The 21,426-nt window shown below is 67.4% G+C and carries 20 protein-coding genes; 11 read left to right on the top strand and 9 right to left on the bottom strand.

The features are described from left to right. Nucleotides 1-8 precede the first annotated feature (8 nt). From V0R62_RS11325 to V0R62_RS11295, 7 genes are all read left to right on the top strand, one after another. A complete protein-coding gene (locus tag V0R62_RS11325; protein ID WP_330103783.1) occupies nucleotides 9-719 on the top strand; it encodes a DUF4376 domain-containing protein in 711 nt (236 codons plus the stop codon). Continuing rightward, nucleotides 716-1,639, top strand: a complete 924-nt coding sequence (locus V0R62_RS11320) for a hypothetical protein (protein ID WP_330103782.1) — start codon at nucleotides 716-718, stop codon at nucleotides 1,637-1,639. The genes V0R62_RS11325 and V0R62_RS11320 overlap by 4 nt, the downstream gene beginning before the upstream one ends. Beyond that, complete coding sequence (locus V0R62_RS11315) at nucleotides 1,636-2,175, top strand: baseplate complex protein (RefSeq protein WP_330103781.1); 540 nt, start codon at nucleotides 1,636-1,638, stop codon at nucleotides 2,173-2,175. Before V0R62_RS11320 ends, V0R62_RS11315 begins: the two co-directional genes overlap by 4 nt. Beyond that, complete coding sequence (locus tag V0R62_RS11310; protein ID WP_330103780.1) at nucleotides 2,172-2,876, top strand: hypothetical protein; 705 nt, start codon at nucleotides 2,172-2,174, stop codon at nucleotides 2,874-2,876. The genes V0R62_RS11315 and V0R62_RS11310 overlap by 4 nt, the downstream gene beginning before the upstream one ends. Then, nucleotides 2,849-3,820, top strand: a complete 972-nt coding sequence (locus tag V0R62_RS11305) for a hypothetical protein (RefSeq protein ID WP_330103779.1) — start codon at nucleotides 2,849-2,851, stop codon at nucleotides 3,818-3,820. Before V0R62_RS11310 ends, V0R62_RS11305 begins: the two co-directional genes overlap by 28 nt. Nucleotides 3,821-4,018: 198 nt before the next feature. Beyond that, nucleotides 4,019-4,315, top strand: a complete 297-nt coding sequence (locus tag V0R62_RS11300; RefSeq protein WP_028691151.1) for a cupin domain-containing protein — start codon at nucleotides 4,019-4,021, stop codon at nucleotides 4,313-4,315. 258 nt (nucleotides 4,316-4,573) lie between these two features. Beyond that, nucleotides 4,574-5,743 (top strand): MFS transporter, encoded by a 1,170-nt coding sequence (locus V0R62_RS11295; RefSeq protein ID WP_186735437.1) that lies wholly within the window; start codon nucleotides 4,574-4,576, stop codon nucleotides 5,741-5,743. Here the strand turns inward: V0R62_RS11295 and V0R62_RS11290 are convergent. Genes V0R62_RS11290 through V0R62_RS11265 form a run of 6 tightly spaced genes read right to left on the bottom strand, consistent with a single transcriptional unit; the run spans nucleotide 5,721 to nucleotide 11,399 of the window. After that, the gene (locus V0R62_RS11290; RefSeq protein ID WP_330103825.1) at nucleotides 5,721-6,647 is read right to left on the bottom strand and encodes a LysR substrate-binding domain-containing protein; all 927 of its coding nucleotides are present in this window, start codon (nucleotides 6,645-6,647) and stop codon (nucleotides 5,721-5,723) included. The two genes, V0R62_RS11295 and V0R62_RS11290, sit on opposite strands and share 23 nt — an antisense overlap. Nucleotides 6,648-6,685: 38 nt before the next feature. Continuing rightward, nucleotides 6,686-7,630, bottom strand: coding sequence for an HlyD family efflux transporter periplasmic adaptor subunit (locus V0R62_RS11285; RefSeq protein WP_096050255.1), 945 nt, complete (start codon nucleotides 7,628-7,630; stop codon nucleotides 6,686-6,688). Between the two features lie 9 nt (nucleotides 7,631-7,639). Then, nucleotides 7,640-7,846, bottom strand: a complete 207-nt coding sequence (locus V0R62_RS11280) for a DUF1656 domain-containing protein (RefSeq protein WP_330103778.1) — start codon at nucleotides 7,844-7,846, stop codon at nucleotides 7,640-7,642. After that, nucleotides 7,836-9,992, bottom strand: a complete 2,157-nt coding sequence (locus V0R62_RS11275) for an FUSC family protein (RefSeq protein WP_330103777.1) — start codon at nucleotides 9,990-9,992, stop codon at nucleotides 7,836-7,838. Before V0R62_RS11275 ends, V0R62_RS11280 begins: the two co-directional genes overlap by 11 nt. A 60-nt stretch (nucleotides 9,993-10,052) precedes the next feature. Next, nucleotides 10,053-10,673: an isochorismate family cysteine hydrolase YcaC gene (gene ycaC / locus V0R62_RS11270; protein ID WP_186735430.1), complete on the bottom strand. Its 621-nt coding sequence runs from the start codon at nucleotides 10,671-10,673 to the stop codon at nucleotides 10,053-10,055. A 36-nt stretch (nucleotides 10,674-10,709) separates the two neighbouring features. Further along, complete coding sequence (locus V0R62_RS11265; RefSeq protein ID WP_330103776.1) at nucleotides 10,710-11,399, bottom strand: hydrolase; 690 nt, start codon at nucleotides 11,397-11,399, stop codon at nucleotides 10,710-10,712. Nucleotides 11,400-11,865: 466 nt separating this feature from the next. On the opposite strand from V0R62_RS11265, the gene V0R62_RS11260 reads away from it, so the two are divergent. The 4 genes from V0R62_RS11260 to V0R62_RS11245 all read left to right on the top strand — a co-directional run bounded on the left by V0R62_RS11260 (nucleotide 11,866) and on the right by V0R62_RS11245 (nucleotide 16,888). Continuing rightward, on the top strand, nucleotides 11,866-12,255 hold the full coding sequence (locus V0R62_RS11260) for a YybH family protein (protein ID WP_330103775.1): 390 nt from the start codon (nucleotides 11,866-11,868) through the stop codon (nucleotides 12,253-12,255). A gap of 87 nt (nucleotides 12,256-12,342) precedes the next feature. Then, nucleotides 12,343-13,842, top strand: coding sequence for a purine-cytosine permease family protein (locus tag V0R62_RS11255; protein WP_330103774.1), 1,500 nt, complete (start codon nucleotides 12,343-12,345; stop codon nucleotides 13,840-13,842). A gap of 13 nt (nucleotides 13,843-13,855) precedes the next feature. Further along, nucleotides 13,856-15,286 (top strand): aldehyde dehydrogenase family protein, encoded by a 1,431-nt coding sequence (locus V0R62_RS11250; RefSeq protein ID WP_330103773.1) that lies wholly within the window; start codon nucleotides 13,856-13,858, stop codon nucleotides 15,284-15,286. A 384-nt stretch (nucleotides 15,287-15,670) separates the two neighbouring features. Then, complete coding sequence (locus tag V0R62_RS11245; RefSeq protein WP_330103772.1) at nucleotides 15,671-16,888, top strand: DUF3422 domain-containing protein; 1,218 nt, start codon at nucleotides 15,671-15,673, stop codon at nucleotides 16,886-16,888. Nucleotides 16,889-17,063: 175 nt separating this feature from the next. On the opposite strand, the gene V0R62_RS11240 is transcribed toward V0R62_RS11245, so the two are convergent. The 3 genes from V0R62_RS11240 to V0R62_RS11230 all read right to left on the bottom strand — a co-directional run bounded on the left by V0R62_RS11240 (nucleotide 17,064) and on the right by V0R62_RS11230 (nucleotide 21,295). Then, nucleotides 17,064-19,466 (bottom strand): DUF3772 domain-containing protein, encoded by a 2,403-nt coding sequence (locus tag V0R62_RS11240; protein ID WP_330103771.1) that lies wholly within the window; start codon nucleotides 19,464-19,466, stop codon nucleotides 17,064-17,066. A gap of 54 nt (nucleotides 19,467-19,520) precedes the next feature. Further along, the gene (ada, locus tag V0R62_RS11235) at nucleotides 19,521-20,579 is read right to left on the bottom strand and encodes a bifunctional DNA-binding transcriptional regulator/O6-methylguanine-DNA methyltransferase Ada (RefSeq protein ID WP_330103770.1); all 1,059 of its coding nucleotides are present in this window, start codon (nucleotides 20,577-20,579) and stop codon (nucleotides 19,521-19,523) included. Nucleotides 20,580-20,668: 89 nt separating this feature from the next. Further along, a complete protein-coding gene (locus V0R62_RS11230) occupies nucleotides 20,669-21,295 on the bottom strand; it encodes a DNA-3-methyladenine glycosylase family protein (protein ID WP_330103769.1) in 627 nt (208 codons plus the stop codon). Nucleotides 21,296-21,426: the final 131 nt, after the last annotated feature.

Below are 21,426 nucleotides of genomic sequence, written 5' to 3'. Positions count from 1 at the left end.
GGTGCCCGATGGCAAAGACGAAAACGGTCTACCAGACATCCCCACTGGGCTTGTTCACTGGCACCGCCGAAGCGGACGAGTCGCCGCTGGAGCCCGGCGTGTTCCTGATCCCCGGCGGTTGCGTGGAGACGGCGCCGCCGTCGATCCCCGAGCACAAGGCCGCCCACTGGAATGGCCAGGCCTGGTCCCTGGTGGACTACTACGACGGCCTGGTGGTCTACAGCATCACCACCGCCGAGGCTCTGACCATCACCGGCATGGGGCCGGTCCCCTCGGGTTACACGGTGAAAAAGCCCGGCCCGGACCAGGTATGGAAGAACGGCGAATGGGTGGACGACACCGCCGCCGTGCTGGCCAAGCTCCACCAGCAGAAGCTGGGCGAGATCAACACCGGCTGCGCGCAGTACATTGAGGCCGGCTTCGATTCGTCGGCCCTGGGCGAGGCGCACCGCTACAGCAGCTCGCTGGAAGACCAGGTCAACCTGACCGGCCTGGTATTCAGCGGCCTGGACAGCGCCTACCCCTGCACCGGCAGCGATGGCGTGCGCCAGTTCCTGGCCCATACCCGCGACCAGTTGCTGCAGGTGAACAAAGACCTGGTCCTGTTCAAGCAGGCGGCCCTGCAACACGCCGACCAGCTCAAGCGTGACGCGGCGAAGGCGCTGCAGGATAAGCAACTCGGCACACTGCGCACCATCCAGTGGACGGTGCCGGCATGAGCTGGTCGCCCGTCACCTTGCGCTGGCCCACCGAGGCGACCCGCTGGATGGGCCAGCTCGACGCCGCCAAGGCCCTGGCCGGCAGCGAGCTGGCCAGTACCGCCCAGCGCCTGAGCGGCCTGCAGGGACTGGCCAGCACCAACCCCGGCCCGGTCGGCGCCGCGGCCAAGGGCGCGATCGAGGCCGGGCGCCAGGCCCTGGCCGAACAGCTGGGCGAAGTGCCCAGGTGCCTGGTGGTGACGCCGTTCCAGAGCGGTATCGGCCAGGGTCGTGGCTACCAGCGTTTCCTGTCCGCGCCGAACCTGTTGCAGCAACTGGCCAACAAGCTGACCGACGCCACCGACGACGGTAGCCCCCAGGGTGAGCAGCACGCGCTGTGCCTGCTGTTCCTGGGCACCCGCCACGATCAGCTGGCCACCGGCCTGGGCCGCTTCAACGCCCTGATGCCGATCCCCGAGCTGGTGCGCGCGCAACGCCGCGCGGAGCACCTGGCCCGGCTCGAAACCGAGAAATGGCAGATTCCCCAGGCCACCGCCCTGCCGCGCTGGGAGGCCTTGCCGCTGGAGCGCTGCACGGTGCTGAAGGCGGCCCAGCAATCGCTGGCCGGGCAGATCGCGGTGCTGGAAAGCTACGCCGCCGACAGCTCGCCCATGAGCGACCTGTCCGGGCTGGCGGCGCGCAAGGCCAACCAGCAGCAGGTCCGCGACCAGCGCCTGGCCGACCTGCGCCAGCTGCTGGAAGGCGGCCAGGCCGACAGCTCGGTACGCACCCGCCTGCTGGGCCCGGGCAACAACACGCAACTGCGCCGCATGCTGCTCGAAGGCGATGCCCCGGGGCATGAATGGGTGATGAGCGCCGGCGTGATCCTGGTCGGCTCGGCCAAGGGCCTGAGCTTCGTTCGTGAAATGGTGGGTTTATGACACTGCTACTGTTGGACGGTCAGCCCGTCGAAGGCAAGACCCTGAAAGTCACCGGCAACCTGCGCATCGAAGCCGAGGACCTGTCCGGCCAGACCAGCAACACCGACACCGCGCACAAGGGCTTCAAGCCCAAGACCCTCACGGTCACCCTGACCATCCCCTACGTCAACGGCGCCTGGTTGCGCAGCCTGATGCGCCTGGCCGAAGCCACCGAGGGCGGCGGCCAGCTCAAGACCTACCGCATCGTCAACGACACCGCCGAGGCCTTCGGCATCCGCCAGGTGCGCTTCGCCGACAGCGTCAGCGCCCGGGAGGACGACTCGCTGGCCTGCTGGCGGGTGCAGTTCGGCCTGGCCGAAAAGACCTCCAACCCGGAAAAGGTCGAGAAGCGCCGCGCCAAAAAACGCGTCAAGGCCCAGGCCGCTCCGGGGGCGGCGGTGGGCGCGAAAGAGGAGGAAGAGGAGAAGGACCCGGAGCTGACCAGCTTCGAGCGCCTGCTGAAAAAAGTGGATGACTGGCTGGGAGAGAAGTCATGAAGCTGCATCAGGTACTCAATGTCGGCGGCGAGCGATACGAGCTGGTCAGGGCGGACGTGCGCCTGGAACTGCGCAACCCGGGGCGGGCGACCTTCATCGTCCAGGCCGAGGCGCCCCTCAAGGGCTTGGTCACCCTCGACATCGGCTACAACGACAGCCCGCTGCAGCGGCATTTCATCGGCTACGTCGAGCGCTGCACCAGCGCCAATGCCAGGCAGCAATTGCTGTTCTGCCGGGAACTGGCGGCGATCTTGGCCAGACCGTTGCCGATGAACCTGCGCCACGTCGACTTGCGCGGCGTGCTCGATCAGGTCGGCCAGCAGACCGGCCTGCGCTTTCGCGTGCCCGAGCGGCCCTACGCGTCGGTGCGCGCGCCGTTCTTCTACAGCCTGGCCGCCGGCTTCCAGGCCATGGAAAGCCTGGCCCAAGTCTTCGACATTCCCGACTTCATCTGGCAGCAGCAGGGCAACGGCGAGGTGTACGTGGGCAGTTGGGCCGACAGCTACTTCGGCGCGCGCCCCGCGCTGCAACTGCCCATGGAGCTGTTCGACAACTACCAGGGCAACCAGAGCGCCAGCATTGCGGCCCTGCCGGGGCTGCGTCCGGGCGCACCGATCAACCACGGCGAGCGCGTGACCCATGTCGCGCTGGCCGACAGCCAGATGGCCATACGATGGAAGACGCAATCCGCCGCGCCGTAGCGCGCCAGTTCCCCGAAATCACCGGCGGCTATCACCTGCCGCGCTTCGGCCGCGTGGTCGCGGTGCCCGATGCGCCGGAGGCGCCTGGGCTGTGCGACGATTTCCGCCCGCGCTTCGGCGTCGATGTCCAGGTACTGCTGCCGGACGGCGAGCCCGACCCGGCGTTGCCTGTGTTCACCAGCCTGCCGCTGCCGGCACCCATGGGCGGCCAGGAGCGCGGCATGTTCGGCTTCCCCGAGGAGGGCACCACCGTGGTGCTGTCGTTCGCCTACGGGCTGCCGCACAAGCCGTTCATCCAGCAGATCCTGCCCCACGGGCTGAGCCTGCCCAAGGTGCCGAAGGGCGACCTGGTGTGGCAGCACAGCGAGGCCTGCCAGCAGCGCGCCGACGCCGACGGCAACTGGCTGCGCCAGACCGATGGCCGGATCCGCGACAAGGCGATCGAACGTGAAGTCGAGGCGCTGGCCAACACCGAGCAGTTCCAGAGCCATGCCCGGACGGTGGACGACCACTCCACCGAGACCGTCGGCGGGGTCAAGAAGATCGAGGCACTCGGCGCGCTCAAGCTGCTGTCCGGCGGCTCCGCCAGCCTGGCCGCCCTCGACGACCTGCACCAGGCCACCGGACGCGACCTGAACCTGGCGGTGGGGCAGAAGCTCAACGCGGCGATTGGCGGCGACGTCCAGGAGCGGATCGAGGGCCTGCGCCACAGCGTGGTGAAGATCAGCCAGCGCCTGCAGGCGCCGAAGACCTGGCTGGGCTCCGAAGCGGTGAACGTGCTGCAGGTGCTCTGCGACTTGCTCGATCTGGTCCAGGAGATGAACACCGAACTGGCCGGGCACGTGCACGGGCCCACGCCACCACCAGGCAATGCGGCGGCCTTCAGCGGCGCGGCGGTGCGGGCCCAGGCCATGGGGCTCAAGTTGAAGCCGATCACGCTGTGATCTTCAGGGCATTTCGTATTCGCGGGGCCAGCCCGCTCCCACAGGTTCAGCCTTGAGCCTGTGGGAGCGGGCTGGCCCCGCGTTGCGTTTGGGGCGGAAAAAGTTGAGTGTGCGCACGACTGACTGCCAGCAGACTTGGATTTAACCCACCGCGCAAGCAGCCCAGGCTGGACGCTTTTCCGTGAACAGGCCTACCCCATGACGCAGCAGACTCAACGCCCCAAGGCAGTCCCCACCGTGCAGGTGAATACCGACGAAGTGATCGTCACCGAATGGCGCTTCGCCCCCGGCGCCGAGACCGGCCAGCATCGCCACGGCCTCGATTACGTGGTGGTGCCAATGACCGACGGCACCTTGTTGCTGGAAACCCCGGAGGGTGACAAACACGCGCCCCTGGTGGCAGGCCAGAGCTACTTCCGCAAGGCCGGCGTGGAACACAACGTGGTCAATGCCAGCGATCACGAGATTGTATTCATCGAGACCGAGTTGAAATAACATGGCCTCACGCAGGCCCTGTAGAAGCGGCCTTGTGCCGCGAAAGGGCCGCAAGGCGGCCCCAGGGTTGCAGCATCGTCGCTGCATCTGCCGGGGCTGCTACGCAGCCCTTTCGCGGCACAAGGCCGCTCCTACAAATCTGCGTGAACCGGGATAACCGAAGCACTGCCTCGAAACCCGATGGACCTGACCACTGCCGGTCAACCGTCGGGACAAATGGGTCCAGACCTTGGCCGGCCCGTTTATCGGAGGCAACACATGAGCCCGCGTATCTGGCTGCTGGCCCTGGCGACATTCGCCACGGGCATGGCGGAAAACATCACGGTCGGCATCCTGCCGGCCCTGGCCGATGGCCTGCAGGTCCCGCTCGGGATCGCCGGGCAACTGACCACGGTCTTCTCCCTGAGCTTCGCCCTCGCCGCCCCCTTCTCTCCCCTGCTGACCACCCGTTTCCCGTTGCGCCGACTGCTCTGCATCACCCTGGCCCTGTTCGCCTTGTGCAACCTCGCCGCGGCCCTCGCGCCGGGCTATACCGCGCTGCTGCTCGCCCGCATCGGCATGGCCACGACCAGCGCCCTCACCTGCCTGACCTGCACCCTGATGGCCACGCGCCTGGTGCCCGAGGCCCTGCGTGGCCGTGCCATCGGCGTGATCTTCATGGGCATCTGCAGTTCACTCGTGCTGGGCGTGCCCGCCGGAATGCTGCTATGCGACGTGCTGGGCTGGCGCGGGGTGTTCACTGGCCTGAGCCTGCTGGCGATCGCGGTGCTGCTGATGGCCTGGCGCGGACTGCCGCAACTGCAGAGCAGCGAACGCATTGCCCTGGGCAGCTACCTGCGCCATCTGCGCGACAGCCGCCTGGTGGCCGCCCAGGGCGTGTCGCTGTTGATGATCGCCGGACACTTCACGGTGTTCGCCTACCTGGCGCCTTATGCCCGGCAGGTCGCCGACATCCCCGTGCAATGGCTGGCCGCCCTGTTCGCCGCCTTCGGAATCGCCGGCGTCTCGGGCGGCTATGTCGGCGGCTGGATGGCGGACCGGCTCGGCGCAGGTCGCTCCATCGCGCTGGCGCCACTGCTCTATCTCGCCAGTTTGCTGGTACTGCCCCTGAGCGTCGGCACGCCCTGGCTGTTCCTGCCGGCGATGATGCTCTGGGGCGGGCTCAGCTGGACTACCTCGCCCGTGGTACAGAGCTACCTGGCGACCCGTGGCCCGGACACCTTCCCGGCCGGCATGAGCCTGAACATGTCGGCCATGCACCTCGGTGTCGGGCTGGGTTCGGCCATCGGCGGCGTGGTGATCACCGGGGCGACGCTGGCGGCCACCCCCTGGGCCGGCGCCGCGCTGACCGCGTTGGCGGCAGGCCTGGCGTTCTGGTCGGCCCGCCCACCCGCAGAGCCTGGTTTCAGCGAGCGCGAACCGGCGTAGCGGCCTGCTGCTCCTGCTCGAAGGCATCGGCCAGGTAGTCGATCAGCTTGCGCACTGCGGGCATCAACCCGCGTCGGGAAGGGAACAACGCCACCACCTCCCCTTCCCGTGGCGCCCAGTCGTCGAGGACATGCACCAATCGCCCGGCGGCCAGGTCCTCGCGCACCGCCTCCTCGGGCAACAGCACCGCGCCCACCCCGGCCAGGGCGGCCTCGCGCAGCACGGCGAGGTCGTCCGACACCACACGGGGGCGATGGCGCACGGCAGCCTCGGCGCCCGCGGGCCCGACCAGCATCCAGGAGGCGTCCTGCACATTGGCGCCCCAGTTCAAGCTCGGCAGAACCTGGAGCCCTTCCGGCGACAGCGGGCGCCCGTGTTCGGCCAACAGGCCCGGCGCGGCCACCAGGCACTGCCGGCTCGGGGCCAGGCGACGCATCACCAGCTCGCTGCTTTCCAGTGGCTGGTGCTGCACGCTGAGCACCAGGTCAAAGCCCTCGCCGATCACATCCACCCGGCGGTTGTAGCTCTTGACCAGCAGCTCGACCACCGGGCATTGCGCCATGAAGCGCGCCAGCATCGGCGCCAGGCGCGAATCGAGCAACGCGGTGCTGCTGGCCAGGCGCACGATGCCGCGGGGCTCGGCGCGGTTGCGTTCGACCGCATCCTCGGCGGCGACAGCCTGCTCGAGCATGCCCAGGCAATGGCGGTAATACTCCAGCCCCACCTCGGTGACCTGGAACTGCCGTGTGGAGCGCTGGATCAGGCGCACACCCAGGCGCTCCTCGAGCTTGGCCACGCGCCGGCTGAGGCGTGACTTGGGCAGGCCAAGGATGCGCCCGGCGGGCGCGAAGCCGCCGTGCTCCACCACCTTGGCATAGAGATAAAGGTCGTTCAGGTCGAACATCGGCAACACTCGTCCACGGCTCACTGCTGCATCATCCGTCATTCTTCGAGGATCGTCACAGTGGCGGTGGTCCCGGCCCGCAAAGCAGGCGCCTCGGCATCCTGCGGTTCCAGGCGCAAGCGTACCGGCACGCGCTGGGCCAGCTTGACCCAGGTGTAGTTCGGGTTGACGTTGGCCAGCAGGCGGTTGCCCGGCTGGTTCTCACGGTCGGTGATGGCGTAGGCGATGCTCTCCACCGTGCCCTGCAATGCCTGGCCATTCATCAGCACGATGCGCGCCCGGCTGCCGACGGCGATGCGCGGCAGCTTGGTCTCCTCGAAGTAGCCACTGACATGGAACGAATCGCTGTCCACCAACGCCAGCAACGCGGCGCCCGGTTGCGCGAAGTCGCCCTGACGGGTCAGCAGGTTGGTGACATGACCATTGACCGGCGCCAGCACCTCAGTGCGCTGCAGGTCAAGTTGCGCCTGTTCCAGCGTGGCTTCGGCCAGTTGCACATTGGCTTGCGCCAGGCCGAGGCTGGACTGCTCGCGCAGCAGGTCGGCCTGGGCCACAGCCACATCAGTCTTGGACTTTTCCCACTCCTCGGCGGAAATGGCCGACAGTGACTGCAACTTGCCACGGCGCTGTTCCTCGCTGCGCCGCTGCTTGAGCAACGCCTGGTTGGCGACGATGTTCGCCTGCGACTGCCCCAGGGCTGCCCGTGCCACCTCGACCGCGCGCCGCGCATGCAGCACGGCCAGCTCATAGCGCGCCGGGTCGATGCGCAACAGCAGGTCGCCCTTGTGCACGAACTGATTGTCCCGCACCGGCAGGGCGACGATTCGGCCGCTGACCTCCGCCGCCAGGGTGACCACATCGGCCCGCACCCGCGCGTCGCGGGTCCAGGGCGCCTGGGTATAGTGCGTCCAGGCCAGCCAGCCCAGCACGATGGCAACGGCCAGCATGACCAGGGTCAGGCTGCGCGACAACAGCGGCTTGATCGACGACATCTACCTGCTCACTCCCATCCACAACAACAGGGCCGCGCAAATCGCGGTGTACAAGGCACCCTGGAACAGCGCCGGATGCCAGACGAATGCCAGCACGCCCACCCGGCGCAACAAGGCATCGATCAGCAGAAACAACGGCAGCGCCAGCAGCAGCGCCTGGGCGATGGGCGGCAGGTAGACCCCGCCCACCTCGAAATCAATGGGCATTGGCCACCTCCGGCAACAGCCGCGATCGTTCAGCTTCCAGCACCTGGCGATAACGCGCCAGCAACTGCCCGGCCACCGCCAGCGCCACCCGCAGGATGAACAGTCGGCGCAAGGCGTCACGCCCCATCTGCCCTGGCGCGCCATGCAGGGCATCGAGCAACTGCGCCTGATCGTCCAGTTCCCGCAACAGCGGATCGAGCGCCACCCCGCCCTGGCCACCGACGAAGTCGGCGACACCCTGCAGGCTTTCCCGCAAGCGTGTCCGGGTCGCCGACGGCAACGCCAGGTCACTGTTGCACAAGGCGCGCGCCTGGCCCAGGGCGATGGCCAGCGCCGGGCATACCAGCGCACACTCGACACGCTCGCGCGAGGTCATGTCCGTAGCGGCCGGCAGCAGACCAATCAGCGCCGACAGGCGATCAAGCAGCAGGCTCTCGAAGGCGAACTGCCCAGCCAGCGAACCGTTCCCGAGCACCTGGCGGCGCACATCCTCACGGGTCTGGCGAAACAATCGAGCGATGCGTTTCTGCGCATTGAACGGAAAGACCAGCGCGAACACGGCCATCGCCAGCACCCCGGCCACCAGGTAGCCACCAGCGAACTCGAACCACTGGATATCGCTGTTGTGATAGGCCCCGATATTCTGCGGCCCGATCATCAGCAGGCTGATCAGACCGATGCCCATGCCGATCCCCGCGGTCATCGGGTTGGCCAGGCCGACCGCCGCCAGGTACAGCAGCGGTGCCAGGCACAGGGCAAGCATCTCGAAGTCGGTGAACAGCGGCAGCAGGGCGAACTGATAGAGCGCGGACAAGCCCATGCCCACCAACAGCCCGCGGTTGTAGTTCTGGCTGGCCAGCAGCGGTCGGGGCAAGGTCGCCATCAGCGAGCACATCACGCCCATCAGGATCACCGCCGAACGCGCGCCATCCCAGGCGCTCTCGATCCACAACCCGCCGATCAGCAGCAGGGCCAGGCAGGCGCGCACGGCGTTCATCGCCGCCAGTGGCCAGTCCAGGTGCAAGGCGCTGGCGCGCCCCTGCTGCTGGGGACAACTGGCCAGACGACCCTGCTGGATCGCCTCGTTCAGCTCGATCAGCTCGTCCAGTTGCTGCAGCAGGCGCGCCTGCTCCCAGCGCAAGGCCCAGGCCAGGGCGCGCAGGTGCGGGGGCAGTGGCTCATTGAGAAATTCCGCACGGTCGGCGGCGTCATCGAACCCCTTGTACAGGGTGCGCAGGGCCTCGCGGTCCGCTGCCGAGAGCGCCATACCGTCACGCGCCAGCGCATCCAGGCTGGCCAGTTCGGCGTCGCGCAGCAGCTGGATATCCGCGGGCAGCGGCCCATGCCAGTGCGCCTTGATCAGCTCACGCTGCTGACGCAGCACCAGCAGTCGCGAAACCAGCAGCACCAGCTGGTTGGCGAACAGTTGCACCAGCCCATCGCCGCTGCGCAGGTGCGGGGCATCGAAGTACAGGTGCCGACGCAACCCCTCCAGCGCGCTGACCTCGGCGATCAACCGGGCCTGACGCTGACCGAATGCGGCCTCGTCCTCTTCGGTGCGGATCACCTCGGCGGCATGCTGGGCGATCAGTTTCAGCAGGCTGTCGACTTTGGCGAAATAGCTGTTGGCCACCGCCTGCGGGCGGGCCGTCAGCAGGCTGACCACGGCCACGCAGGCCACCGCCAGCAAGGTCTCGGTAACCCGTGTGACGGCCAGCATGAAGGTGCCCTCGGGCTCGGGTACGGCCAGCATGGCCACCACCACCGCGGTAAAGCCGCTGAGCACGAAGGCATGGGAATCGGTATAGCGCAGCAAGGTGCCACCGGCGGTGCACAGCCCCAGCCACAGCGCCAGGCTGACCAGCAGGGTGTACGGCATCTGCGCGAACAACGCCATCAGCAGCACGGCCACCGCCGCGCCGACCACGGTGCCGAGCACCTGCGCGAGGCTGCGCTTGAGGGTCATGCCGGCCAGCGGCAGGCTGATGATGATCACCGTCATCAGCGCCCATTTCGGTTGTTCCAGGTCGAACACAAACGCCAGGTAGAGACACAGCAGGCCAGCCACCACCGTACGCAGCGCGAACAGCAGCACATCGCGCCCGGGGCGCAGGGCAAGCCTGAAATAGGCAATCAGTGGAGCCATCCATTACCTCGTAACCGACAAGGCGGGTCCGGGCCCCAGCACCGGGGCCCGGACACACCGTCACTTGGCCAGCTTGCTGTAGCTGGTCATCAGGTTACGGTAGTCGGGAATGTGGTTGGAGAACAACGTGCCCAATCCTTCGATGTCGTTGCGCCAGTCACGGTGCAGCTCGCAGGCCACGCCGAACCAGGTCATCAACTGCGCGCCGGCGGCCTCCATGCGACGCCAGGCCGAGTCGCGGGTCAGCTCGTTGAAGGTGCCGGAGGCGTCGGTCACCACGAACACGTCGAACCCCTCCTCCAGCGCCGACAACGCCGGGAAGGCCACGCACACCTCGGTGACCACGCCGGCGATGATCAGCTGCTTCTTGCCGGTGGCCTTCACCGCCTTGACGAAGTCCTCGTTGTCCCAGGCGTTGATGTTGCCGGGGCGGGCGATGTAGGGCGCCTCGGGGAACTGCTCCTTGAGCTCGGGCACCAGCGGGCCGTTGGGGCCGGTCTCGAAGCTGGTGGTGAGGATGGTCGGCAGCTTGAAGTACTTGGCCAGGTCGGACAGCGCCAGCACGTTGTTCTTGAACCGGTCCGGGTCGATGTCGCGCACCAGCGACAGCAGCCCGGTCTGGTGATCGACCAGCAGTACCGCGGCGTTGTTCTTGTCCAGACGCTTGTATTGGAATGCCATGGTGAATCTCCTTACTTGGATGGGAAACAGCCAGGTTCAGTTGCGTTGCGAGTCCAGTTGCTCATGACCGGTGGCGACGGCCTGGGCCTTGGCGTAGCTCTCGATCAGCAGTTGATAGTGCGGGAACACCGCGCTGTAGGCCTCGGCCCACTGGGCGGCGTCCGGACGGTTCCAGGTGCGTTGCACCTCGGAGCAGACGGCGGCGGTGTCCATCGGCACCACGCCGGCCTGGACCACCCGCGCCAGGGTCACTTCCTGGGCCATCTTGGAGTAGGTGCCTGACGCGTCGATGACAGCGAACACCTGGTAGCCGGCAGCCACTGCGCTGATGCTGGGGAAGGCCATGCACACGCTGGTGATGGTGCCGGCGATGATCAGCTGCTTGCGCCCGGTGGCCTTCACCGCGGCGACGAACTCGGGGTTGTCCCAGGCGTTGATCTCACCCTTGCGGGCCACGTATTGCGCATGTGGCGCGGCCTCGTGGATTTCCGGGATCAACGGGCCGTTGGGGCCCTGGGGTACCGAGGCGGTAGTGATGACCGGGATCTTCGCCAGGCTGGCGACCTTGGCCAGGGTGATGGCATTGGCCCGCAGCTCGGTCATGGGCATGTCCTTGACCGTCTGGAACAGGCCGCTCTGGTGGTCGATCAGCAGCATGGTGGCGTTGTCGGGGTCGATGCGTGGCACCTGGCCTTCGAAGTTGGCGACTTGCGAGAAATTGCTCATCGTTCTCTCCTCTTGGTGTGAGAACAGGCCATCCTGGCCGCTGCGGTCGGACCGCGCCCCACACATCCACAGTGGGGACTATGAGAGTAGGCAACGCAGGCTGAACGAAGCGACCGTCAGTCGGCGGGCCGTGGCAAATGCCCGTGCGGCCTGGGGCCAGGCGGGCGACAGGGCTAACGGTAGAGAGGAGAGACGCGGGCCGGTAGGCCCATGGGTGAACCCTCAGAGTTGCGCTGGGGGAACGATGATGAGTGCCTGCCCCCAATCACCAGCCTGACGGATCGGCAATTTTTAGCAGCGCTACTTAGTCGGTTACTTGGTCGGTTACTTGGTCGGTTACTTGGTCGGTCACCCCATTGGTTCACGATTTCCTGAACTGATTATTTGCCCACAGCGATTTTTCCCCCCGCCCGCCCCCACCAGAATCGCTTCACCAACAATCACAATAAACCGTGAGGCCACTCCCGTGGACCAGACACTCCAGGTACGGCAGGCCGCCGCCGACCTCGTCGCCGCCTTCGCCAGCAACGACACCGCCCGCTACTTCGCCTGCTTCAGCGAAGACGCCACCTTTCTCTTCCACACCGTGCCGCAACCGCTGCTGTCACGCCGCGCCTATGAAGATCTCTGGGCGGGCTGGCAGGCGGACGGATTCGCCGTGCTCGGCTGCGAGTCGAGCAACGCGCAGCTGAGCCTGCAGGGCGACGTGGCGATCTTCATGCACGATGTGGCCACGCGCCTGCGCGTGGCCGGCGAAACCCTCGACCTGAACGAGCGCGAGACCATCGTCTTCCGACTGCACGGCGAGCGCTGGCTGGCCTGTCACGAGCACCTGTCGGCCGTCTCGCCGGCCTGATTCCCTTTCAAGCGGCCCTGCCGCACTGCCATCGCACCCACAACAAGGCCGCCCGACGGCCGACAACATTCGCGCTGGAGCATCACCATGAGCCACTCGACCGGTATCGAGACCAATGGCGTCGAACAGATCCCCGACGATCAACGCGACGCCTCCCCGCTGGACCTGTTCCGCCTGATCTTCGGCGGTGCCAATACCTTCGCCACCGCCGTACTGGGCAGCTTCCCGGTGCTGTTCGGGCTGTCGTTCCAGGCTGGCGTCTGGGCAATTTTGCTCGGCGTCGGCGTCGGCGCGCTGATCCTCGCGCCGATGGGCCTGTTCGGCGCGCTCAACGGCACCAACAACGCGGTATCGTCCGGCGCCCACTTCGGCGTGCACGGGCGTATCGTCGGCTCGTTCCTGTCGCTGCTGACCGCCGTGGCGTTCTTCTCGCTGTCGGTGTGGAGCTCGGGCGATGCCCTGGTCGGCGGCGCCAAGCGCCTGGTCGGCCTGCCGGAAACCGACCTGACCCTGGGCCTGGCCTACGGCCTGTTCGCGGTGCTGGTGCTGGTGGTGTGCATCTTTGGCTTTCGCTTCATGCTGTGGGTCAACAAGATCGCGGTGTGGGCCTCTAGCCTGCTGTTCCTGCTGGGCATCTTCGCCTTCGCCGGGCCCTTCGACGCGGGCTACGCCGGCAGCGTCAACCTCGGCCAGGCCGGCTTCTGGGCGGCGTTCGTCGGCGCGGCGATTTTGGCGATGAGCAACCCGGTGTCGTTCGGCGCCTTCCTTGGCGACTGGTCGCGCTATATCCCGCGCGAAACCGCCAAGTCGCGCATCATGCTGGCGGTGATCCTCGCCCAGGCCGCCACGCTGATCCCGTTCCTGTTCGGCCTGTGCACCGCCACCCTGGTGGCCAGCCAAGCGCCGGACTACATCGCCGCCAACAACTACGTCGGCGGCCTGCTGGCGATCTCGCCGGGCTGGTTCTTCCTGCCGGTGTGCCTGATCGCGGTGATCGGCGGCATGTCCACCGGCACCACGGCGCTGTACGGCACCGGCCTGGACATGTCCAGCGTGTTCCCGCGCCTGCTCAGCCGCGCCGCCGCCACCCTGCTGATCGGCGTGCTGGCCATCGGCTTCATCTTCGTCGGCCGCTTCACCTTCAACCTGGTGCAGAGCGTGTCGACCTTCGCCGTGCTGATCATTACCTGCACAAGCCCCTGGATGGTGATCATGATCCTCGGCCTGATCACCCGCCGCGGCTTCTACCACGCCGACGACCTGCAGGTGTTCACCCGTGGCCAGCAGGGCGGCCACTACTGGTTCGACCACGGCTGGAACTGGCGCGGCATGGGCGCGTGGATCCCCAGCGCGGCCGTCGGCCTGTGCTTCGTCAACCTGCCCGGGCAGTTCGTCGGCCCCCTGGGCGAACTCGCCGGCGGCATAGACCTGAGCCTGCCGGTGACCCTGGGCATCGCCGCCGTGCTGTACCTGATCCTGCTCAACCTGTTCCCCGAACCCGCTGGCGTGTATGGCCCACAAGGCCCGCGCTGGGTGCGCTGCAAAAGCACACCCGTAAAGCCCGTGACCACCGCCGAAATGGCCTGACCGGAATCCGACCATGACCACACCTCACTACATCGACGGCCACTGGGTCGAAGGCCAGGGCAGCGACTGCATCGTTGTCCACAACCCGTCCGACGGCCAGCCGTTCGCCGAACTGATGGCCGCCAGCAGCGCCCAGGTCGACCAGGCCGTGGCCGCCGCGCGTCGTGCCTTGACCTCCTGGAAGGCGGTCAGCGCCACCGAGCGCGCCACCTACCTGCGCGGCTTCGCCGAACAACTGGGCCTGCGCCGCGACGAACTGATCGCCCTGCAGATGCGCAACAACGGCAAGCCGCGCCACGAGGCCGAGATCGACCTGGACGACGCCATCGCCACCTTCGCCTACTACGCCGACCTCGCCGAGCAACTGCCGGCGAAGAACCGCGACGTGCCTCTGGCAGCGCCGGGCTTCACTGCCCGTACCCGCCTGGAGCCGGTGGGCGTGGTCGGCCTGATCGTGCCGTGGAACTTCCCGCTGGTGACCAGCGCGTGGAAGCTCGCCCCGGCCCTGGCGGCCGGCTGCACCGTGGTACTCAAGCCTTCCGAGGTCACCCCGCTGATCGAGCAGGCCTACGGCCAGATCGCCGAGGGGCTGGGCCTGCCGGCCGGCGTGCTGAACATCGTGGGTGGCAAGGCCGAGACCGGCGCCGCCCTGAGCGGCCACAACGGCCTGGACAAACTGTCGTTCACCGGCAGCAACGGCGTCGGCAGCCAGGTGATGCGCGCCGCCGCGGCCCAGTGCCGGCCGGTGACGCTGGAGCTGGGCGGCAAGTCGGCCATCGTGGTGTTCGACGATTGCGATGTCGACCAGGCGGTGGAGTGGATCGTCGCCGGCATCACCTGGAACGCCGGGCAGATGTGCTCGGCCACCTCGCGCCTGCTGGTGCAGGACGGCATCGCCGACACCCTGCTGCCGCGCTTGCAGGCAGCGCTGGAAGCCTTGCGCGTGGGCAACCCGCTGGCGGAAGAAGTGGACATGGGGCCACTGACCAGCCAGGCGCAGTGGCTCAAGGTCGCCGGCTATTTCGCCACCGCCCGCGAAGAGGGCCTGAAGTGCCTGGCCGGCGGCAAGGCGCTGGACCGCGACGGCTGGTTCGTCAGCCCGACGCTGTACGTGGATGTGCCGGTGAGCAGCCGCCTGTGGAGCGAGGAGATCTTCGGCCCGGTGCTGTGCGCGCGGCGCTTCGGCAACGAGGCCGAAGCTATCGCCCAGGCCAACGACAGTCGCTTCGGCCTGGTGGCCACCGTCTGCTCCGCCGACCTGGAGCGCGCCGAGCGCGTGGCCGATGCGCTGGAGGTCGGGCATGTGTGGATCAACTCGGTGCAGGCGGTGTTCGTCGAGACCTCGTGGGGCGGGACCAAGGGCAGCGGCATTGGGCGAGAGCTTGGGCCTTGGGGGCTTTCGGGGTATCAGTCGGTGAAGCATGTGACGCGGTGTTTGGGGTGAGTAGCTGAGCCCTTTCACAGGGCGCGCGAGGCTGGCAGGTGTTCGACGGCAGCCTTGCAGCGCCTGCGAGAGCGAGCGCCGCCCGCTCGGCGCATCGCGACGCAAGGCCGCTCCCACATTTGTTGCAACGTGCCGAACCTGTCAGGCCATGGTTGCCCGCCTTGGTGCCTGTCTTGAGACAGATGAGGCGCCAGTGGTGCCTACACTGAAACCGCGTCGTACCAACAAGGCGGACCCGGTAATGGCACAGGATTGACTGGCCGCTCCTACACAGGCAGGTGTAATTCCCGAACACGCGGCCCCGACACCCCGTGACTTTTGCCCCGCCCCCTGAAGTCACACCTCCTGGTAGCCCCACAATCACAACACCAGGCCAGCCCACCCATGCATCCTCTTCGCACCGCCCTGCACAACGAACTGCACGCCCGCCCGTCGCTGTACTTCGACGACCCGGCGCATGTCTACCACCTTGCCGTGCTCGGCGACGCCAACGCCTGCCAGGCCCTGCTGCAACGCTGCTGCCCCGAGGCCCCCGACACCCATGCGGCCCAGGGCATCACCCGGCTGGACGGCCACCCGTTCAAGTGGGAACGCCACACCGAATTCTTCACCCTGACCCTGGTGGTGCCCTGCACGACCCACGACAGCGACTGGCCCCCCCTGCCCGCCGTGCTAGCCGAGGCCATCGCCCCGCAGGCGGCGCAGGTGATCAACGCCGTGCAGGTGCTGGTTCGCGACGAACAGGACCTGGACCTCGGCCGCTATGGTTTCAAGGACCCCTGCGGCTCCAGCGTCGGCGGTGGCGATGCGGTGGTGTGGAGCGATTTCCGCCTGACCGGGGGCGGCACCAACCGCTTCCTGTTCATCAACCGCCGGCTCAACGCCTACCGCCAGGGCCGCATGATCCGCCGCCTGCTGGAGATCGAGACCTACCGCATGATGGCCTCGCTGACCCTGGACACGGCCAAGGCCCTGAGCCAGGAACTGGACGATTTCGACGCCACCCTGGTGAGCCTTTCCGAGCGCGGCGCCAGCAGCGCGGCCCATGACTCCAAGGCCCTGCTCGAAGCCATCGCCCACTTGTCACGCCAGGTGGTCGACCGCACGGTGCAGACCCGCCACCGCTTCGGCGCCAGCCAGGCCTATGCGCAACTGGTGTTCGAACGCCTGGGCGAGCTGCGTGAGAGCCATGTCGCCGACTGCCAGCGCCTGGGGGTGTTCATCGAGCGGCGATTCAAGCCGACCCTGCGCTACTGCGTTGCTACCGAGCAGCGACTGGAGCAGCTGGCGAAGAACGTCGCCAACCTGGGCGACCTGCTGCAGGCGCGGGTGCAGGTGGAGATGGAGGAGCAGAACGCCGAGATCCTGCGCAGCCTCAATGCCCGGGCCGATGCCCAGGTGAAGATCCAGCGGGCGGTGGAAGGCTTGTCGATCATTGCCATCACCTACTACCTGCTGAACCTGTTCAAGCTGCTGTATGGCGGGTTGAATGTGCTGGGGGCGGGATTGACGGCGCGGGAGGCGATGCTGGGGATGGCGCCGGTGGCGGGATTGGTGCTGCTGGTAATCCTGATGAGGATTCGACGAGCCAAGCAGCATTGAAAACGGCGCGGAGCCAACCCGCGTCATCAATTCTTGCACGATCTCTGTAGGAGCGGCCTTGTGCCGCGAAAGGGCCGCGTAGCGGCCCCAGATTTCAGTGTTGAGCAAAGATCTCGGGGCCGCTTTGCGGCCCTTTCGCGGCACAAGGCCGCTCCTACCAAGAGCCGAGATGGCCTCACGCCGGCTCGTCGGCCGGTCGCCCATTCTCCTGCACCAGCACCATGCTCTGCGGCGACGACAGGGCGATGCCTTCGTCACGCAAGCGCCCGAGGATGGTGAACAGCAGGTCGCTGCGCGTGCTCGACACCTGCCGCGGCGAGGCCACGTAGCCACTGACCGCGATCACCATGCCACTGCTGGTCAAATCCTTGAAGGTCACCGACGTGGCCGGCGCATCGAGGATCGACTCATGGTCCTTGTAGGCCGCCAGCAGCAGCTCGCGCACATGGCTGGCATCGGTTTCCAGCGGCAGCGTCAGGGTAACGCTGACCACCCCCAAGGCATTGGCCATGGTCACGTTGCGCACGTTCTGCGAAATGAACTGCGAGTTAGGCACGATCACCGTCGAGCGGTCGGACATCTGGATTTCGGTGGCGCGCACGTTGATCCGGCGAATGTCACCCTCGACACCGGCCAGGCTCACCCAGTCGCCCACTTTAACCGGACGCTCGGTGAGCAGGATCAGGCCGGAGATGAAGTTCTGCACGATCTGCTGCAGGCCGAAACCGATACCCACCGACAGCGCACTGACCACCCAGGTCAGGCTGGTCAGGTTGATGTGCAAGGTGGACATCACCAGCATGGCCAGGAACAGGAAGCCCAGGTAGCCGACCAGGGTCACCAGCGAGGCGCGCATGCCGGCGTCCATGTCGGTCTCCGGCAGCAGGCGCTCGCTCAGCCAGCGCTTGACCACGCGGATGGCGAACCAGCCACCAAGGAAGATCGCCACGGCCAGGAAGATGTCCTGAGGCACGATGTTCAGGTTGCCCAGCACCTTGCCGCCGGTGCCGTCCCAGTCCGCCAGGCTCAGCAGCAGCTCGCCCGGGCTGGTGCCCGAAGGCATGAACACCAGCAGCGCGGCGGCGAACAGCAGCAGCGTGCGGCCAATGCCCGCCAACACCGTGCTGGCCTGGGCCTGGTGGCGTTGCTGCAGGCCAAGCGCCGAGGCCAGCGCCAGGCCACCGGGCTGGCGGGGCGACAGCAGGGTTTCGCACAAATCGCCGAACACCGTGACCAGCAGGTAGGCACAGACCACCACCACGCTTATCCACAGCAGCTTGGCAGTGAGGAAGTAGGCCAGTGTCAGGTAACCGGCAAGCAGGGTCAGCAGGATCGCCAGCACCCACACCACGATCACGAACGGGATCAGCCCGGCCAGGCCCTTGGGCCGCTCCAGGTCATGCTGGCGGTGGGCGCGGCGGTAGCGCAGCAGGGCCACGACGAACAGCAGCGACACCACCAGCGCGGTCAGGCCGTTGGTGGCCAGGGTCAGCGCCAGGCTGGTGCCGATCACGCTGTTGATGCGCTCCTGGGTGAGCAGCACCATCAGCGCCAGGGCCAGGACCTTGGGGAACCAGCCCAGGGCGCTGGCCACTTCGTCGGCGATCGGCGGCAGGCGCCAGGACGGGCGCTGCAGCATCAGCATGGCGCGGCCCAGGCCCGAAATGAAGGCACTGAAGATCACCAGGGCGAGGATATGGTTGGTCAGGCTGGCCAGATCCGTACCAAGGTCGGCGCTGCTCTCCAGACCCCAGCGCAGCAGCGACACGGAGCCGGAAATCGTACCCAGGGTTGCCAGGCTGACGCTCAGCGCCAGCGCGCTGCGGCGCAGGCGGCCTTCGGGCAGCCAGCGGATCATGGCATCGGCCAACAGGCGCTCCAGCACCCGCCGTACCAAGGTCCAGACCAGCACCGCCGCCACCAGCGCGGTGATGAACAGCCAGCGGTGCTCGGCGCTGAAGGCGCTGGCCATGGCGTCCGACACCTCGCCACGCAGGTCGCGCAGGCGTGCCACGTCGTCATCGGTGGGGCGGATCAGGCTCGACCAGAACGCCGGGCTCAACGGGCTGGCGGCGCGGCTGGTGATCTGCGAGTTGAACAGGCTGCGGCGCAGGTTGACGATCTGCGTCGACAGGTCACGGGCCGACTGGGTCAGCGTGGTGGCGTCCTTCTGCTCGGCGACCAGCTTGTTCTTCTCGTCGTTGAGCTGCTTGCGCTGGCGGGTCAGGCTCTCGGCCTCCTCCTCCATCGGCGGGCCAAGCACGTTGAGCTGGTCGTCCAGGCGCTGCACGTCGGCGGTGCGCTGGGTGACCAGCACATCGGCCTGGCGCTGCACCTGCAGGGCCGACTGGCGCAACTGCGCGAGCAGGTCGTCGTTGGCATTGCTGGTGACGCCCTGGCGGATCTGGTCGAGCCGTTCGCTCAACTCCTCCAGGCTGGCGTTCTCGTCCAGCACCTGCTGCTCGGCCACGGCCAGGCGCGATACCGGCGTCGCTGGCGCGGCCCAGGCCGGCACGGCCAGGCATAACAGCAGGGCGAAAATCCCCGCATAGAATCGGTCAAGGCTGACACGCCTCATCGAATGTTCCTCTACACAACTCGACAGGGCGTGAATTCTACGCGGTCTGGAGGCTCAGGAGAGTGCCGTCTCTCGGTCCAGCAGCTGACGCTTGCGTTCGATGCCCCAACGGTAGCCGCTGAGGTCGCCGTCGCGGCGCACCACCCGGTGGCAGGGAATGGCCACGGCGATCGCGTTGGCCGCGCAGGCCTGGGCGACGGCCCGCACGGCCTTGGGCGCGCCGATGCGCTCGGCGATGTCGGTGTAGCTGACCGTGGTCCCGGCCGGCACCTCGCGCAGCGCCTGCCAGACCCGCTCCTGGAACGCCGTGCCCTGCACATCCAGAGGCAGCGCCAGGCCCAGGGCCGGCGCCTCGACGAAGCCGATCACCTCGGCCACCAGCCGCTCGAAGGCGTCATCGCCGCCGATCAGCTGGGCCTTGGGGAATTTGTCCTGCAGGTCCTTGAGCAGTGGTTCCGGCTCGTCACCGAGCAGGATCGCACAGATGCCCCGCTCGCTCTGGGCCACCAGGATCGCGCCGAGAGCGCATTGGGCCAGGGCGAAACGAATGGTCGCGCCCTTGCCGCCGGCACGGTATTCCCTGGGGCGCATACCGAGGCGCTCGCCGGCGCTTTCGTAGAAGCGGCTGTTGGAGTTGTAGCCGGCGTCGAAGATGGCTTCGGTGACGCTGCCGGCGGCGTCCAGGCGCTGGCGCAGACGCTGGGCGCGGAAGGCCGAGGCATAGGCCTTGGGGGTCAGGCCGGTCTCGGCCTTGAACAGGCGGTGCAGGTGGAACGGGCTGACGTTCAGCTCGCTGCCGAGCTGGTCGAGGTTGGGCGCGGTCTCGCTGGCCTCGATCAGGCGACAGGCGCGGGCCACCAGCTCGGTGCGACGGCTGCCCTGCCCGCCCTTGCAGCGCTTGCACGGGCGATAGCCGGCGGCCTCGGCCTGGGTGGCGGCGCTGAAGAACTCGACGTTCTCGCGCTTGGCCAGACGCGACTTGCAGGCGGGCTGGCAATACACGCCGGTGGTGCGCACGGCGTAGACGAAATGGCCGGTGGCGGCTGTGTCGCGGGCCTGCACGGCGTGCCAGCGTTCGGTGTCGGTGGTGTAGGTGGTCGGGGCGGGCTTCATGACGCCTCTCCTGCTAAGTGATGCGATGAGCTTGGCTGGCTATCCGGCAGCGAACACTCCGAATCTTGCGTTGTCTTTGACGACCCTCTTCAAGCCCGCCACAGGTACCAGGCCGCCACTGTCCGATACGGGCTCCACACCCCGCCCAATACCCGCATCTGCGCAGGCGTCGGCGCCTTGTCCAACCCCTTCATGCGCCGATACCCCTCGCGCACGCCAAAATCATCCACCGGCAGGATATCCGATCGCTCCAGGCTGTAGATCAGCAGCATCTCCACCGTCCAACGCCCCACTCCGCGCAACGCCACCAGGCGCTCGACCAGTGCGGCGTCCGGCATATGCAGCGCCTCTTCCCGGCTGGGCACCACGCCCGCCACACGCGCCTGGGCAATCCCGTGAACCGTGGCGATCTTGCTCGCGGAAAACCCACAGGCGCGCATCGCCTCCGGCGTCACCGCCAGCAACTGTTCGGGCGAGGGAAACGCCCCCTCCGCGAACAGCGCCAGTAATCGCCCGAGGATCGCCTCGGCCGCCCGCGCATGCAACTGCTGGTAGGCGATCGCCCGCACCAGCGCCTCGTACGGCTCGCGTCCGGGCGTGGCACGGTGCAGGCAAGGCCCCACGGCGGCAATATGCCGCGCCCAGTCCGGGTCCTGCCCGGCCAGCCAGGCAGCGGCTTCGTCAAAGGCCTGCGGGGAAAGGTCTGCAAGGATCATCAAGGGCATTCGCACAAGTCACGATCCCCTAGCCTAGCCCAACCGTTCATCGGTGAAACGCTCAATCTTGCGCATCGAATTACTGGCATACCATTGCTCCGCCCGCCGCGCCCCGCATAGAATTGAGAACT

The sequence above is a fragment of the Pseudomonas carassii genome, from assembly GCF_036324045.1.
Taxonomy (GTDB): domain Bacteria; phylum Pseudomonadota; class Gammaproteobacteria; order Pseudomonadales; family Pseudomonadaceae; genus Aquipseudomonas; species Aquipseudomonas peradeniyensis.
This window is presented reverse-complemented; position numbering and strand designations above follow the sequence as displayed.